The organism is Salinicoccus kekensis (genome assembly GCF_900220995.1).
Lineage (GTDB): Bacteria > Bacillota > Bacilli > Staphylococcales > Salinicoccaceae > Lacicoccus > Lacicoccus kekensis.
In genome coordinates this window covers 45966-60322 of record NZ_OBQF01000002.1, presented here as the reverse complement: position 1 = coordinate 60322, position 14357 = coordinate 45966, and the positions used below count along the sequence as shown (strand labels likewise).

General features: G+C 49.3%; 15 protein-coding genes. 12 read left to right on the top strand and 3 right to left on the bottom strand.

All coding sequences use genetic code 11. The features are described 5' to 3' along the window. Positions 1 to 40: 40 nt before the first annotated feature. Together CRN96_RS05110 and CRN96_RS05105 are read right to left on the bottom strand one after the other, a co-directional pair. Positions 41 to 1447 (bottom strand): YfcC family protein, encoded by a 1407-nt coding sequence (locus CRN96_RS05110; RefSeq protein WP_245844554.1) that lies wholly within the window; start codon positions 1445 to 1447, stop codon positions 41 to 43. Then, a complete protein-coding gene (locus CRN96_RS05105; protein ID WP_245844553.1) occupies positions 1440 to 2657 on the bottom strand; it encodes a M20 metallopeptidase family protein in 1218 nt (405 codons plus the stop codon). The genes CRN96_RS05110 and CRN96_RS05105 overlap by 8 nt, the downstream gene beginning before the upstream one ends. A gap of 168 nt (positions 2658 to 2825) precedes the next feature. Here CRN96_RS05105 and CRN96_RS05100 point away from each other — a divergent pair, with 168 nt between their 5' ends. From CRN96_RS05100 to CRN96_RS05050, 11 genes are all read left to right on the top strand, one after another. Beyond that, the gene (locus tag CRN96_RS05100) at positions 2826 to 3353 is read left to right on the top strand and encodes a hypothetical protein (RefSeq protein ID WP_097039828.1); all 528 of its coding nucleotides are present in this window, start codon (positions 2826 to 2828) and stop codon (positions 3351 to 3353) included. Between the two features lie 400 nt (positions 3354 to 3753). Beyond that, positions 3754 to 4170, top strand: coding sequence for a hypothetical protein (locus CRN96_RS05095; RefSeq protein WP_097039826.1), 417 nt, complete (start codon positions 3754 to 3756; stop codon positions 4168 to 4170). Continuing rightward, positions 4167 to 4571: a hypothetical protein gene (locus tag CRN96_RS05090; RefSeq protein WP_097039824.1), complete on the top strand. Its 405-nt coding sequence runs from the start codon at positions 4167 to 4169 to the stop codon at positions 4569 to 4571. Before CRN96_RS05095 ends, CRN96_RS05090 begins: the two co-directional genes overlap by 4 nt. A 477-nt stretch (positions 4572 to 5048) precedes the next feature. Beyond that, a complete protein-coding gene (desA, locus tag CRN96_RS05085) occupies positions 5049 to 6080 on the top strand; it encodes a Delta(5) desaturase DesA (protein ID WP_097039822.1) in 1032 nt (343 codons plus the stop codon). Positions 6081 to 6184: 104 nt separating this feature from the next. After that, positions 6185 to 7306, top strand: coding sequence for a sensor histidine kinase (locus tag CRN96_RS05080; protein ID WP_097039820.1), 1122 nt, complete (start codon positions 6185 to 6187; stop codon positions 7304 to 7306). Beyond that, the gene (locus CRN96_RS05075) at positions 7307 to 7906 is read left to right on the top strand and encodes a response regulator transcription factor (protein ID WP_097039819.1); all 600 of its coding nucleotides are present in this window, start codon (positions 7307 to 7309) and stop codon (positions 7904 to 7906) included. Between the two features lie 41 nt (positions 7907 to 7947). After that, positions 7948 to 8418 (top strand): SRPBCC domain-containing protein, encoded by a 471-nt coding sequence (locus CRN96_RS05070; protein WP_097039817.1) that lies wholly within the window; start codon positions 7948 to 7950, stop codon positions 8416 to 8418. 189 nt (positions 8419 to 8607) lie between these two features. After that, on the top strand, positions 8608 to 9516 hold the full coding sequence (locus CRN96_RS05065) for a hypothetical protein (RefSeq protein WP_097039815.1): 909 nt from the start codon (positions 8608 to 8610) through the stop codon (positions 9514 to 9516). 142 nt (positions 9517 to 9658) lie between these two features. Continuing rightward, positions 9659 to 10780 carry a serine hydrolase domain-containing protein gene (locus CRN96_RS05060; protein WP_097039813.1) on the top strand — a complete coding sequence of 374 codons (1122 nt, stop codon included), beginning with the start codon at positions 9659 to 9661 and terminating at the stop codon, positions 10778 to 10780. Between the two features lie 13 nt (positions 10781 to 10793). Next, positions 10794 to 11018 carry a hypothetical protein gene (locus CRN96_RS05055; protein ID WP_097039811.1) on the top strand — a complete coding sequence of 75 codons (225 nt, stop codon included), beginning with the start codon at positions 10794 to 10796 and terminating at the stop codon, positions 11016 to 11018. Continuing rightward, positions 11015 to 11290: a hypothetical protein gene (locus CRN96_RS05050; protein WP_097039809.1), complete on the top strand. Its 276-nt coding sequence runs from the start codon at positions 11015 to 11017 to the stop codon at positions 11288 to 11290. Before CRN96_RS05055 ends, CRN96_RS05050 begins: the two co-directional genes overlap by 4 nt. 29 nt (positions 11291 to 11319) lie before the next feature. On the opposite strand, the gene CRN96_RS05045 is transcribed toward CRN96_RS05050, so the two are convergent. Continuing rightward, the gene (locus CRN96_RS05045) at positions 11320 to 11700 is read right to left on the bottom strand and encodes a hypothetical protein (RefSeq protein WP_179647109.1); all 381 of its coding nucleotides are present in this window, start codon (positions 11698 to 11700) and stop codon (positions 11320 to 11322) included. A 288-nt stretch (positions 11701 to 11988) separates the two neighbouring features. Between CRN96_RS05045 and CRN96_RS05040 the strand changes: the two genes are divergently transcribed. Next, a complete protein-coding gene (locus CRN96_RS05040; RefSeq protein WP_097039806.1) occupies positions 11989 to 14124 on the top strand; it encodes an ATP-dependent Clp protease ATP-binding subunit in 2136 nt (711 codons plus the stop codon). Positions 14125 to 14357: the final 233 nt, after the last annotated feature.

Genomic DNA, 14357 nt, shown 5'->3' with positions numbered 1-14357 from the left:
CCCTTTATATGGTTTTTAAATACATGTCATGCACAATCATTTACAGGGGTCCGAGGTTGAAGTACACGGCGACCGTCAAAAGTATGATTGATGCGAGCGACAGCAGGAGGAACAGCGGCAGAAACCATCTCGCCCATTTCAGCCATGGCACCGCAGCGACCGCAAGGCTGGCCATAAGCGGTCCGGATGTCGGGTAGATCGCATTCGACAGACCGTCCCCGAACTGGAAGGCGACCACGGTCACCTGTCTCGTGATGCCGATCATATCCGCAAGCGGGACCTGTATCGGCATCATGATTGCTGCCTGGCCGCTGCCGGAAGGGATGAAGAAGTTGAAGATCGAGTTGATGACGAACATCCCGATCGCAGTCAGCACCGGCGACAGTGCTTCCAGAGGGGTCGCAAGCGTGTTCACGAGCGTATCGAGTATGTTCGCATTCTCCATGATCACAAGAACTGCACGGGCGAGCCCGATGATCAGTGCACCGTATACGAGCTTTTTACACCCTTCCAGAAATGTGAGTGTCAACGTGTTGTAGTTCATCCCGGCGATCACCCCGGCGACGAGGCCGATGATGATGAAGAATGCGGCCATATGGTCGGTCGTCCACTGGAACTGGACCACGGCAAACACGAAGAATGCGAGTGCGGCGGCCGTCCAGCCGAGCACGAGCTTATGCCTTGCGGTGAATGTATCATCAAGTTCCGGATCATCCGCTTCCGGTTCAAGGACGCCCATCAGGCTCCTTTCGGGGTCATCCATGATCTTTTTACAGTAGCGCCATGTATACCATATCGATATGCCGACGAACAGGACGAATGCGATGACCCTGAAAAGCATGCCCGAGAATAAAGGCACATCGGCGATGTTATGGGCGATGCCGACGGTGTAGGGGTTCAGGAACCCGGCGGTGAACCCGATGAACGCCGCGTTGAACGTGATGGCGACCGCAACGATTGCATCGAGCTTCAAGGCGCGGGCAAGCATGACACCGATCGCGACAAACGGTATGACGGAGTTCGCAAGCGCACCGACGGCGCCGCCGAGTGCGAACAGGATGGTGATGACTGCAATCATCAGGAACTCCTTACCTCTCATGGTGGAAATCGTCGACAGCATGCCGGCCCTGATGGCACCCGAGCGTTCAATGACTTCGAACATGCCGCCTGCGAACAGTACAAGGAAAATCAGTCCGGCAGAATCGACCATCCCGGTCTGGATCGCAAGGAACACATCCATGAATCCTGCAGGGTTTTGTGCGGCTTCACTGAAGGAGCCCGAAATGACGCGCTCCACACCGTCAATCTCTTCGCGGTCAAACATGCCGGCAGGTACGAAATATGTTGCGGCGGTGACGAAGAGCAGGACGAGGAATACGATGACGTACGTATCCGGCATCTCCCATTTCTTCTTCGGCAACTGGTTTTTATTGGATTGATCAGTCATTGGCGGCCTCCAGTCCGAGCAGGTGGTGGGATACTGCAGTCAAAAACACTTTCCCGATGTCGGCCATCGATCGTTCGTCCGGATTGAATTTCGGATGATGCAGCGTGTAGTTCGCTTCTGCATCAGACTTCTGTGCACCGACGAAAAAGAAGGTGCCTGGGAATTCCTTCAAATAATCCGCAAAATCTTCAGCCGTGAGTGCCGGAGGCTTTTCACGCGTTGTAAGTTCAGGCACATGGGTATCCACGAGTGATTTCAATTTCTGAGTCTCGGGGATATGGTTGTAGACGGCATCATACCCTTCCGCGAAGACGACTTCGGCTGTGACGCCGAACTGGTCTGCGGTCGTTTTTGAAATGTGCTCAAGCGACTTTCGCATGATGCTTTTCGTCTCATCGTCGTAACATCTGGAAGTTCCTGCAATGTATGCCTTTGACGGGATGACGTTATGTGAATCGCCGGACCTGATCGTGCCGACGGTGACGACGCCCGATTTCTGGGGATCGAGGTGCCTGCTCACGATATTCTGCAGGTTGCCGACGAGCTGGCAGCCGGCGACCAGAGTATCATTTGAAGTGTGCGGCATGGCACCATGGCCGCCGTCGCCGTGAAGCGTGATTTCAAAGTTATCACCTGCGCCCATGGCATAACCTTCGGTGAAGCCGATCTCACCCGGTGCACCTTCGTCCCAGACATGCGCACCGTAGACGAAGTCGACGTCCTTCAACAGGCCCGAGGCGATGATTTCGGATGCACCGCCCGGCGGCTGCTCCTCTGCATGCTGATGTATAAAGACGACATTCCCGTTCAGCTGGTCCTTGTACTGTACAAGTACGCGTTCGACCATCATCAGGGCGGTTGTATGTATATCGTGGCCGCATGCGTGTGCGACGCCTTCGACCGTCGATTTGTAAGGCACGTCTTTCTCGTCATTCATCGGCAGCGCATCAAAGTCTGCACGCAGTGCCACGCTCGGCCCGGGATGCGCACCCCTCAGTATGCCGACGACACCGCTCGTGCCGACGTTTTCATGAGTTTCAATATCAAGGGATCTCAAATGTTCTGCAATGATGCGCGGTGTGCGCACTTCTTTGAAAGAGAGCTCCGGATGCATATGAAAATCCCTTCTGACTTCTATCATTTCAGGGTATACGGATTCGAGGCTGCCGAACATCTGACCCAGCACTTCTTTGGAAGCAGTTATTTCCATTGTAAAACCTCCTTCAAAAATAAGATAATATTCATAATAATACAGTAAAATGCAAAAGTAAACACAATTTCTGGTGCTGGAGAAATTTATTCATATAGTAAAAACGGTTTCACGGATATTGGGTATAATGGTAGTATGAAAGTAACCTGTAAAAAGGCAGTGGATATGATGGACAAAAAGATGAGCATACGGGTTGTGAGGAAAACCGGTGTTTTTGGATTTTGGAAATCCGTACATTTCAAGCTGGACGACAAGCGGTTCGCAGAAATCAGGAATGAAGAAGAGCTGACCATCGACCTGCACCGTGAAGGGGCGCTTTTCAGCATCAATTATAATGAAGTGTTCGATTTGAGCAATAAAGTCACCGTGAAGAACGGCGACGTCGTCCTGATCCGGCACACGTGGGTGAACTATATACTCTACGCCTTGCTGATATCGATACTGCTGCTGCCGGTCATGTTCCCGATATATGACTATTTCGGCCTGTGGATTTTATTTCCGATTGTCTTATCGGTCATCATCACGGCCAAATATTCGAACACCTTTAAAGTCGAAGTGCTCGAAAACATATTCGCAGCTGAAAAAAGCAGGCGGGCGGTTGCACACGAACGTGAAGAAGCGGAAGAAGAATACGGCGGCGTCATCAATTATGAAAGCGCCCGGCCGAAGCCGCCGCATGAGAGCGGAAAGACGTGAGTACAGCGTGTTTCCGGACAGAGGCGTACAGAAGTGTGGCTGTGTCCGGGTTTAGGGTGGGCATCCTGACAGGAGGGCGCGTGTGCGTGGCTCCATCTGGATTCTGGATGAAGTTCCGGACAGGGCGGCTCGAAAGTCGTGCGCCATCCGGATTTAGGCTGGGTATCCTGACGGAGAGCCCTGCATGCTGTGCGCCATCCGGATTTTGGATGAAGATCCGGACGGAGTGACCTGCACGTCAAGCTGCGTCCGGAATCAGGTTGGGTATCCTGACGGAACAGCACATGCACATGTTTCCATCCGGATTTTGAGTGGGAATCCAGACAGAACGACCTGCACGCCGAACTGCATCCGGTTGAGGACACTAAAGCCGGTTACATAGGAAAGGGGTGAGTCAGCAATGGATATCAAAGTGAAGCGGGAATACAACAAGATCGATTCGGTCACGCCGCTCATCATTACAATCAATGGTGAAGAGGTGGATAAGATAAAAAAGGGAGAGGAAACGACGGTCGCTCTGCCGGCTGAAACGGCGGAGATCGGCCTCGAGCCCATATTCGAAAGGGTGAAGCCGGTCCCGGTGAGGGATGGGGACATCGTCCTGCTCAGCCGCAGGAAGCTCCATTATATCCTGCAGTTCATCGCGCTGTTTTTTGCGCTCGCCCCGGGACTGTTGATGATCATCAACATCGAATACTGGCCGTCACTCATCTTCTTCCTCCCGTTGGTGGGCATCACGTTCCTCATCGATTTCTTCATGAAGACCTACCAGATCGAAGTCGTGGGGAACAGTAAGAAAAAGGGGTATGATTCATGACGGTGAAAGTGATCAGGAAAAAAGAAAGGCTGAACACGCAGTGGACGGAGCTTGAAGTGTACATGGACGGAGAGAAAAAAGCTTCGATATTTGGCAGCGGTTCATCTGAAATCGGACTTGAAGATGAAACGGCCGAACTGAAAGTGAAGCACATCATGTCGAGGGGTGCGGCCAGGCAGGTGAAGCGGGGCGATATCGTCGAAGTATCGAATGCGCCGCTGGCGAATTACCTGCTTTACGCCATGCCGGTCATATTACTTTTGATGTTTGCATCTTCGTACTTCGATCTTTTCAACTTTTGGGTTGCAGTCGTGGTTGCTGCAGTGTTCATCATCGCAGCAGGGAGCATCAAACCGCTTCAGATTAAAGTAATCAGCAACAGCCATGAATCCGGAAAGTGATGAGCAGCCGGGGATGTTTCATCTTTTCCGTAAAAAGGTACATCAATAAGAAAAGACTCACGAAAGGGAGTGCGGAGATATGAATGCACTGTTGATATTCGGTCTCGCCACGGTGATCATCGCCATCATCATCGGGATGGTCTTCAAAGGCATCGGTAAATCGAAAAAATAAAAGTCCATATAAATGACAATTGGCAGCCGGGGAACCCCGACTGCCGTTTTTTTAATTATTCATCAAAATAATGAGTACAAAGACGATGACAATGATTAAAGTGATTGAAATACCATATTTCATAATGAATACCTCCTGCTTGAGTTATCTTTCCATACCCCTATTTACACTTTTGATAACCATTTCCTTAAAATTCATCGCCGGTATGACAAATGTCATATATTATTGCTGACAAACTTGTCTATCCGCTTTCCCGTGCGCACTATATAATTATAGATGAATAGAAAACAGGGAGATGGTTTTTAATGACTAAACAGAAGCAGGCGGAACTGAGAAAGTCGGTCATGCCCTACGCAAAATCTCAAACAAAGACAAGCATCATACAATTACTCAATACAATCGTGCCATTCTTTTTATTATGGTTCCTGGCATACCAGGCACTCAGTGTTTCATTCTGGCTGAGTCTGCCATTCAGCATTCTTGCTGCAGGTTTCATGATACGTTCATTCATAATTTTTCATGACTGTGCGCACGGCTCATTTTTCAAAAATAAAAAGCTCAACAACTTTTTCGGTACATTCACCGGCGTCATCACGCATTTCGCTTTTGACAGATGGAAAACCGAACATGCGATGCACCACGCAACGAGTGGCAACCTCGATAAGCGGGGCATCGGCGATATATGGGTCATGACGGTCAAGGAGTACGAGGAAGCAGGCAGATGGCAAAAACTGCAGTACAGATTGTACCGTAACCCGATCGTATTATTCGGTCTCGGGCCGCTTCACCTGTTCCTCAGTGCCAACCGTTTCAACCGTAAGGCAGCGAAAAGGAAAGAACGATTGAATACGCACCTGATCACTTTTATATTGATTGCAGCTTATCTCACAATCGGCTTCACTTTAGGGTGGCATGTCCTCCTGATGGTCCAGCTGCCGATCATCTACATCGCCGGAATGGCGGGTATCTGGTTGTTCTATGTCCAGCATCAGTTCGAAGATTCCTATTTTGAAAATGAATCGGAATGGGATTTCGTCAAAGCGGCAGTCGACGGCAGTTCCTACTATAAATTGCCGAAATGGCTCGAGTGGATGACGGGAAGCATCGGTTACCACCATGTCCATCATCTGGCGCCGAGGGTTCCGAACTACCATCTTGAAGAGGCGCATGAAAATACACCGCCGCTTCATCAGGCGACGACGATCACTTTGAAGACAAGCCTCGAGTCGATCAAGTTCAGGCTCTTCGATGAAGACCATAAAAAATTCATCACGTTCAGGGAACTGAAGCAGCGTGTCGCTGAGAACGGCATGAAACGACAACAGACGAGTCAATAGAACTTTAAAAGACCTTTCCATATATTGTGGGAGGGTCTTTTATAATATTTAAATGACTCATAAACTGATATAATTAAACAAATAAAATGAAGGGAGGCAGTACAATGAGAGATTGGTATCATATTTTCGCCAAAAATACCGGACTCAGTTTATATATATGGATCGTCTTCTGTGTGCTGCCTTTCTACTTCATATTCCGTTCGACATCATCACTTGAAATCGTCTTCGGCGTTGTGGCCACCGCGTTGTTTTTCGCGGTGTTCTGGCTGACGTATAACGTGGAGGGACCGAAAATATATATCGGTCTCAGCATTGAATTCGTCATCAACATCATCATGACTTATTTATTTGGATATGTATACTTCGCCTTATTCATCGCATTTTATGTAGGCATCATACGTAACAGGGCGGGGTTCATATCCATGTATGTGATCCACCTTGTAACGACGATCGCCGCGATGGTGGTCGGTTTCATCGGCGACTATTCTTTATTCATCAGCCATCTGCCATTTTTGATCATGACGGTGCTCGGCGTCATTTTGATTCCGATCGGCAAACGGAGCCGTATCCAGACTGAAGAGTTGGAAGACCAGCTTGCGGATGCAAATCAGAAGATCGCAGAGCTTGCGATTGCCGATGAACGCAACCGGATCGCCCGTGACCTTCATGATACACTGGGTCAGAAACTGTCGATGATCGGCTTGAAAAGTGAACTGTCATCGAAACTGATTGATATAGATACTGTGAAAGCGAAAAATGAGCTGGAAGATATCCACCATACTTCAAGGCAGGCACTGAAAGAAGTGAGGGAACTGATCGGTAATATGAGGCATAATGGGCTGGCTGAAGAGCTGGAAAGGGTGGGGGACATACTCGATACGGCAGGCATAGACCATGAAATAACGGTGGATGCAGAAATTGGTAAGATTCCCGAGCTGAGTGAAAATATACTGAGCATGTGCTTAAAAGAAGCCGTCAACAATGTTATCAGACATGCCGGGGCAGACTACAGCTTCATAGAATTATCCGAATCGAAAAGGGATCTTCTGCTGAAAGTATCCGATAACGGCACCCGTAACAAGCAATTTCTCAACGGCAACGGCCTGGACGGTATGAGGGAGAGGCTCGCATTTGTGAGCGGTGAGATGCATATCACCCAGACGCCTGAAGGGTTCGAAATCAATGTCTCGGTGCCGAAAATACTAAAGGAAAGGGAGGAAGGATAAATGATACGTATAGTGCTTGCGGAAGATCAAAACCTGCTGCTCGGCGCCCTGGGTTCCCTGCTGGATCTGGAGGATGATCTGGAAGTCGTCGGCAAAGCAGTGAATGGCGAAGAGGCATTGAAACTGGTCGAAGAACTGGAACCGGACGTCTGCCTCATGGATATAGAAATGCCGGTGATGACAGGCCTTGAAGCGGCCGAGAAGTTGAAGGACACAGACTGTAAAGTGATGATACTGACAACGTTTTTAAGGCCCGGATATTTCGAGCGGGCGAAGAAGGCCAATGTGCGCGGGTATTTATTGAAGGACAGCCCGAGTGAGACGCTCGCCGACGCCATCCGGCAGATCATGGACGGCAAAAGGGTGTACTCGCCGGAACTGATTGATGTGGCATTCGAGCTGGATAACCCGCTGACGAAGCGGGAGCAGGAAATCGTCCAGCATCTGGCTGAAGGTGAGCCGACGAAAGTCATTGCGAAAAACCTCAACCTATCGAACGGCACCGTGAGAAATTACATTTCAATCGTGCTGGATAAACTCGATGCAAAAAACAGGATCGAAGCCATATCGAAGGCAATTGAAAAAGGCTGGCTGAAATAGGGTAGAGATAACCGTGTGATAAGCGGAATAGGAGGAATTGCATGTCAAAGAGAATTGATAAGGCCAGTGCCCTGGTTGGTGCACCGCAGGAAAGCATCTACCAGTCGTTCGTAAAAGAGGAAGCCTTCAAGAAATGGATGGCCCCGCACGATATGACGATGGAAATTGAAGCTTTCGATGCCGTCGAAGGCGGGATGTTCACCGTCAACCTGATATACAATGACCGGGAGGCGGCGGGGAAAACTGTGGATAATATCGACCGCTACACGGGTGTCTTCAAAACACTGGAGCCCTACAACCGCGTCATCTTCACCGTGGAATTTGATACAGATGACGAAAGTTTCCAGGAGATTATGGAGCAGGAATGGACGATGATCGGGCAGGGGAATGAAACGGAAGTCTTCGTGACATGCCGTAATGTGCCGGAAGGCATCGACCAGGAAGTTCATGAAAGAGCGCTGATCGTGGCCCTGTACCGCCTGGCCGACCATCTCGGCGTGGAAATCAGATAAGATGTTACCGGAAACCATTGTGGTGTCCGGTTTTTTATTATTGTGTTTAAGAATGAGGACGCAAGGTTGGCGCTGAATTTGGGAGAAGGTTGCGAAAAAAATCTGGATTCAAATAAAAACCCCTACCCTGAGGAATAAGGAGTATAATGTAAATGAGTATATTTACAATATGAGGGTGGGGGATCGTCTATGCTGAGAAAATTCCTGTTGCTTATGGGTATCACACTGCTTGCTGCCTGTAGCGCAAATGAGACGGAAGAAGCGGTCAATGATGAAGAGGATGCTGTTGTGGAGGAAGCGGAGAGTACGGAGGTGGACGAGGCTTCACCGGAAACTGCGGAAGAGGACAACGATACGTCAGAAGAAACGGAATCTGCCGAAGCGGATTTGGCCGAAGTCGAGGTTGAAACCGTTGAAGAGGAAGTCGACATCGCCGCTGCGAGTGCGGATAAAGCGGCTTTCGGTCTGGTGAAGGATGATACGTTCACCAACGAGACCGGACAGGCGGTCTGGGAGAAGTATCAGGAAATGACTGAAGAATACACACTTAAAGATGTCTTTATTCCGGAAGGCAGTGGTTCTTCAAGCGCCGAGGTTGAGGAACTGATGTCTGATATGGAAATTGAACCGGACTCGATGGATCTCGGCAACGGGCATACTTTGATGATCTATCATTTCCCGGACGATGAGCTGGCCCACGAAAACGGGGAGCCGTTCATCATGGCGGACATGACTTTCATTTTCGATGAAGATGATCACCTCATCCATTCTTCGATTGCCCCGGGGTTTTACGAGCTGGACCTCTCCGGTACGCCGAATGCCGAGGATCTTGGGGATGTGATATCGATGGACGACCTCGCAGACGACCATGATCCGCAGGTGTTCGCGGTCGGTGAGATGCTGATCAATGAAGCAACGATTACGCAGGCTTTGATCCCCGTGGATGCGGATGACAATACGCTCGGGCTTTATGTCTACGCGCTCGGCGATACCATCGTCTACAGCAACGGTGATCTGTTCTTCACCATCAGCGCGGATTTCCCGACGTATTCCTATCTTTATTTCCAGGACCTGGTCCAGGCCTACAGCACCATGTAAAATAAAACCTTCCTTCACGGAGGGTTTTATTTGTGGAATCGGCTTTAATTTAATGATGGATCGCACGGTTTCCTATATAATGTGATGAAGAGATGTGCCTCACTGATGATCACCGGAAGAACAGGAATAAGAGGTGTCTGATTTGAAATTTTTAACGCGCCGTCTGAATATGATGCTGTCGGTTCTGATCATCGGATTCCTGCCGCATCAGGAAATGACGGATTACATACCGCTGGAATCGCTTGAAAAAGATGAACAGATCGAAAATCTGATTTTTGAACGGATCGATTACGACACGCTGCATGGTGCCGTATTCATGATTGAGAATGACGGTGAATTGACGGCAGCTGCTTCCGGCAATCTGGATCTTGACACACCTATCAGCATCGCAAGTGTCACGAAGATGTTCACGGCAAGCGTCATCTTCCAGATGATCGAGGCGGACATGCTCAGCATGGATGATACGATCGACATGTATCTCACACCTGAGGAATACTCGGGCCTTCATATATATGATGGGATGGAGTACAGCGGGAGCATCACCATCAGCCAGCTGCTTACCCACACGACGGGCCTCCCGGCCTACGCGGAGAGCGAAGCGGAAGGGCTGACCTTGGTCGAGGATTCAATCGATAACGGGGAAACGTTCACCTTCGAATCCAAATTGGACGACGCCAAAGGCAAGGGTGCCAGGTTCATCAACGGCACAGGTGCCTATTATGCAGACATCAATTATGATATATTGGGTGAGATCATCGAACGGGCATCCGGCGGGACACTGGAATCCCAATATGAAAGCTATATATTCGAACCGCTCGGATTGTCAGATACGGAATTTGCGGATGACGCGGATGCAGTGCCGCCGGTCGCGGTCGACGGGGAGCCTGCGGACATCACGCCGATCCTTGCAAATATGCGGGCAAGCGGCGGCATCGTCAGCACCGCATCCGACCTCCTCACATTCACGAAAGCATTTTTCGAAGGGGAGATGTTCGACACCGTGTTCATCGAAAAGGATATGCAGGACATCCAGTTCCTGTTCCACCAGTACGGCAGCGGCGTCATGAAGTTTGATGTGGCGGAGGAGATACCGGTGCTGCAGCTTTACCCGCTGACCGGGCATGCCGGGATCACCGGGAGCTTTGCCTTTTACAACGAGGGACTTGATGCATACATCGTCGGGACGACGAACCAGGCGGATGACCCGATGCTCACATATGAACTGATCCAGCAGTTTTTGGAAGTGACGGAAACAGAAGAATGAAAGGAATTGACAGATGGACAGGATCAATAAAACATCGCTCATACTCGGAGTGGTATGGGTGGTCGTATCATATCTGATGGTGACCCAGCTTTTATCGGAATGGTTTTACGCCCGCCCGGTATGGCTGATCCCGCTCACCATCATCGGCGGGGTCATCGTGATCAGGATATTATTCGATTACATACTCAAATACGATTTTTTCAATAAGAATTACAAGAAACGGGAGAGAGGGAAATGAGGAACGAGAACACGATGAAATATGTAATATCGGCATTGCTCGGAGTGGGTTTATTCGGCTTCCTCTACATCATCATGGAAGTCATCACCTTCTACAGCTTCCCGAGGATGCTCGGATCGATTGCGGTGGCATTGATCGGCGGCGGTGCGATCGGCACGATCCTGCAGCGGCTGCCGGACAAAGATGAAAAGAATGCATGGAAATATTACGTTGTATGCTTCACGGTGATGGCCGTGATCGCATTCACATATGTCACATTGGTCGACTACTGAAAAACGTCCGGGATCCCCCGGACGTTTTTTCATTTATCATTCACTTTTTCAATTATGAACCCGTCGATCTTGGACAGGTAATAAAAGACCGCCATGGCGAGGAAGACGATGAAGGCGGTGGAGGTGAGGAAGTCATCTATGAAAAATATGACCGCCATCAGCGCAACGAAGAATGCCGTGAAGATCCGGCTGTACTTCTTATTCGTTTTGATCACCACATCGTCGCCTGTTTCGACTTCCAGTGCATTGCTTTTCATGCCCTGCTGGCTGACCGTCAAAGTCGCACGTTTGCGTTTCTTCGGCAGCTCGTAATGCTTTTCTTCAAGACGGTGGATCTTTTCAGCCTCCGCCCCGTCGATATATACATCCATGCCGGTGGCACTGCCGAACCAGCTCGTTTTTCTAGTCAATTTGAAAGACATAATAAACTCCTCAATCATATTTTCTGCATCAGCACCTCTGATTATAACACGAAAAATCAAACGGCACAGTGAAGGGCAATATGTTTGAAAAATATGCCTTTCCGGGTAGATAATAATGAAACAAAGCCAGCAGCACCAAGGGTTTGAAGGATATTAAAAAGTGTGAGCATCCGGGTTGATTTTCTCCTGAAACGGTGTATAATATAGTTATAGTCAAAGATAGTCAAAGTCAAGAACTTGACTATTTATGAATCCAAAAAAAGGAGGCATTTAACCATGAAATGTCAAAATTGTGGTATCAATGATGCGAATGTCAACTTGGCGATGAATATAAATAATCAAAAAATGCAGGTACATCTATGTAATGCATGCTTCCAGGAAATGAAATCAAAAACAATGAACCCGAACAGTTTCTTTGGCGGAAACGGCTTCGGTGGACAGGAATTCAACAACTTCAACCAGTCAAATGGTGGATATAAAGCAGGGGCGCAGACACACACTAAAGCGCCGCAGAAAGACGGCCTTCTCGATCAGCTCGGTACGAACCTCACCGACAAGGCGCGTCAAAACGGAATTGATCCGGTCATCGGCCGTGATCAGGAAGTGAAGCGCGTCATAGAAATACTGAACAGACGCAATAAGAACAACCCGGTCCTCCTCGGTGAGCCCGGTGTCGGTAAGACGGCGATCGCAGAAGGTCTCGCAGTCAAGATCGTCGAAGGCAACGTGCCGACAAAACTGATGAATAAAGAACTCTATATCCTCGATGTCGCTTCCCTTGTTGCGAACACGGGCATCCGCGGTCAGTTCGAAGAGCGCATGAAGCAGCTGATCGAAGAGCTGAAACAGCGTGACGACGTGATTTTATTCATCGATGAAATCCACCTGATCGTGGGAGCGGGCACTGCTGAAAGCTCGCAGATGGACGCGGGCAACATCTTAAAACCTGCGCTTGCACGCGGTGAGATGCAGCTGATCGGTGCGACGACATTGAAAGAGTACCGTCAAATCGAAAAAGACGCTGCACTTGAAAGACGTCTGCAGCCGATCACGGTGAAGGAGCCGACGCTTGATGAAGCGGTCCAGATCTTAAACGGCATCAAAGACAGATATGAAAGATTCCATGAAGTGAAATACTCAGATGATGTGGTGCAGGCATTCGTCAACTTGTCACACCGCTATATCCAGGACAGATTCCTTCCGGATAAAGCGATCGACCTGATGGACGAAGTCGGTTCAAGACTGAACCTCGCAAATGCGGAGAAGGATTCCGACTCCATCGAGACACAGCTTGAAAAAGTGCGGGGCGATAAAAAAGCCGCCGCGGAAGCTGAAGATTATGAAAGAGCGGCAAACCTGCGCTATCAGGAAATGCAGCTTGAAAAGCAGCTTGAGAAATCACAGTCTGCAGACACTGAAAAAGTCATCGATGTGGACGTCACGGATGTCCAGCTGATTGTCGAAGAAAAGACGGGCATCCCTGTAACGAAGATGCAGTCCGACGAACAGTCCAAGATGCGTGAACTTGAGAACAACCTTGCGGAAAAAGTCATCGGACAGGCTGAAGCTGTCGGTAAAGTCGCGAAAGCGGTGCGCCGTTCAAGGGCAGGCCTGAAATCCAAATACCGTCCGATCGGTTCCTTCCTTTTCGTCGGTCCGACCGGTGTCGGTAAGACCGAACTGACGAAGGCACTTGCTGAAGAATTGTTCGGTACACGCGAATCCCTGATCCGACTCGATATGAGTGAGTACATGGAAAAACACAGTGTGTCCAAGATCATCGGTTCACCGCCGGGGTATGTCGGCCACGAAGAAGCGGGTCAGCTGACTGAAAAAGTGAGACACAACCCGTACAACATCATCCTGCTGGATGAGATCGAAAAAGCACACCCTGATGTGCAGAACATGTTCCTGCAGATCATGGAGGACGGCCATCTGACAGACTCCCATGGCAGAATGGTGAGCTTCAAAGAGACCGTCATCATCATGACAAGCAACGCAGGCACCGGAGTGAACACAAACAGTGTCGGATTCGGCAAAAACGAAAGTGACGCCGTTTCAACTCTGGAAAACTTGAGCGACTTCTTCAAACCTGAATTCCTGAACAGATTCGATGCCATCATCAACTTCAACGAACTCTCAGAAGACAACCTGCTTGTCATCGTCGACCTGATGCTTGATGAGCTGAATGAAATGCTCAAGGAAAATGAAATAGAAATGACAGTGACTGACGAAGCGAAGGAAAAACTGGTCAAGATGGGGTATGACAAACGATTCGGCGCAAGACCGCTGAGACGTGTCATCCAGGATAAAATCGAAGACCAGCTGACAGACCTCATCCTGGAAGAGGAAAATGTCGGCAAAGTCATCGCCAATGTCGTAGACGACGCAATCGTAGTCCAAAAAGCGTAATGAAATCCAGAAGCACAACCCATACGGGTTGTGCTTTTTTGTGTTGCGTAAGTAGTATATGCCACGGGATGACCTGATTTGAAGCGTTCATAGCAGGAGAAGATAATTTATGCCATGAACGCTCTTCAAACCCGGGTTTCATGGCAGCGAAGGGCATTTTATGCCATGAAAACGATAAAGGCACGATGTTCATAGCATGAAAGTGCTTTTCATGCCATGAACTACATAGAAAT

What these genes read in the sequence shown, in the direction of transcription:
- CRN96_RS05105 (WP_245844553.1), bottom strand. Translation starts at nt 2,657, where the DNA reads ATGGAAATAACTGCTTCCAAAGAAGTGCTGGGTCAGATGTTCGGCAGC.
- CRN96_RS05080 (WP_097039820.1), top strand. Translation starts at nt 6,185, where the DNA reads ATGAGAGATTGGTATCATATTTTCGCCAAAAATACCGGACTCAGTTTA.
- CRN96_RS05050 (WP_097039809.1), top strand. Translation starts at nt 11,015, where the DNA reads ATGAGGAACGAGAACACGATGAAATATGTAATATCGGCATTGCTCGGA.
- CRN96_RS05070 (WP_097039817.1), top strand. Translation starts at nt 7,948, where the DNA reads ATGTCAAAGAGAATTGATAAGGCCAGTGCCCTGGTTGGTGCACCGCAG.
- CRN96_RS05075 (WP_097039819.1), top strand. Translation starts at nt 7,307, where the DNA reads ATGATACGTATAGTGCTTGCGGAAGATCAAAACCTGCTGCTCGGCGCC.
- CRN96_RS05055 (WP_097039811.1), top strand. Translation starts at nt 10,794, where the DNA reads ATGGACAGGATCAATAAAACATCGCTCATACTCGGAGTGGTATGGGTG.
- CRN96_RS05095 (WP_097039826.1), top strand. Translation starts at nt 3,754, where the DNA reads ATGGATATCAAAGTGAAGCGGGAATACAACAAGATCGATTCGGTCACG.
- CRN96_RS05090 (WP_097039824.1), top strand. Translation starts at nt 4,167, where the DNA reads ATGACGGTGAAAGTGATCAGGAAAAAAGAAAGGCTGAACACGCAGTGG.
- desA (WP_097039822.1), top strand. Translation starts at nt 5,049, where the DNA reads ATGACTAAACAGAAGCAGGCGGAACTGAGAAAGTCGGTCATGCCCTAC.
- CRN96_RS05040 (WP_097039806.1), top strand. Translation starts at nt 11,989, where the DNA reads ATGAAATGTCAAAATTGTGGTATCAATGATGCGAATGTCAACTTGGCG.
- CRN96_RS05100 (WP_097039828.1), top strand. Translation starts at nt 2,826, where the DNA reads ATGGACAAAAAGATGAGCATACGGGTTGTGAGGAAAACCGGTGTTTTT.
- CRN96_RS05110 (WP_245844554.1), bottom strand. Translation starts at nt 1,447, where the DNA reads ATGACTGATCAATCCAATAAAAACCAGTTGCCGAAGAAGAAATGGGAG.
- CRN96_RS05065 (WP_097039815.1), top strand. Translation starts at nt 8,608, where the DNA reads ATGCTGAGAAAATTCCTGTTGCTTATGGGTATCACACTGCTTGCTGCC.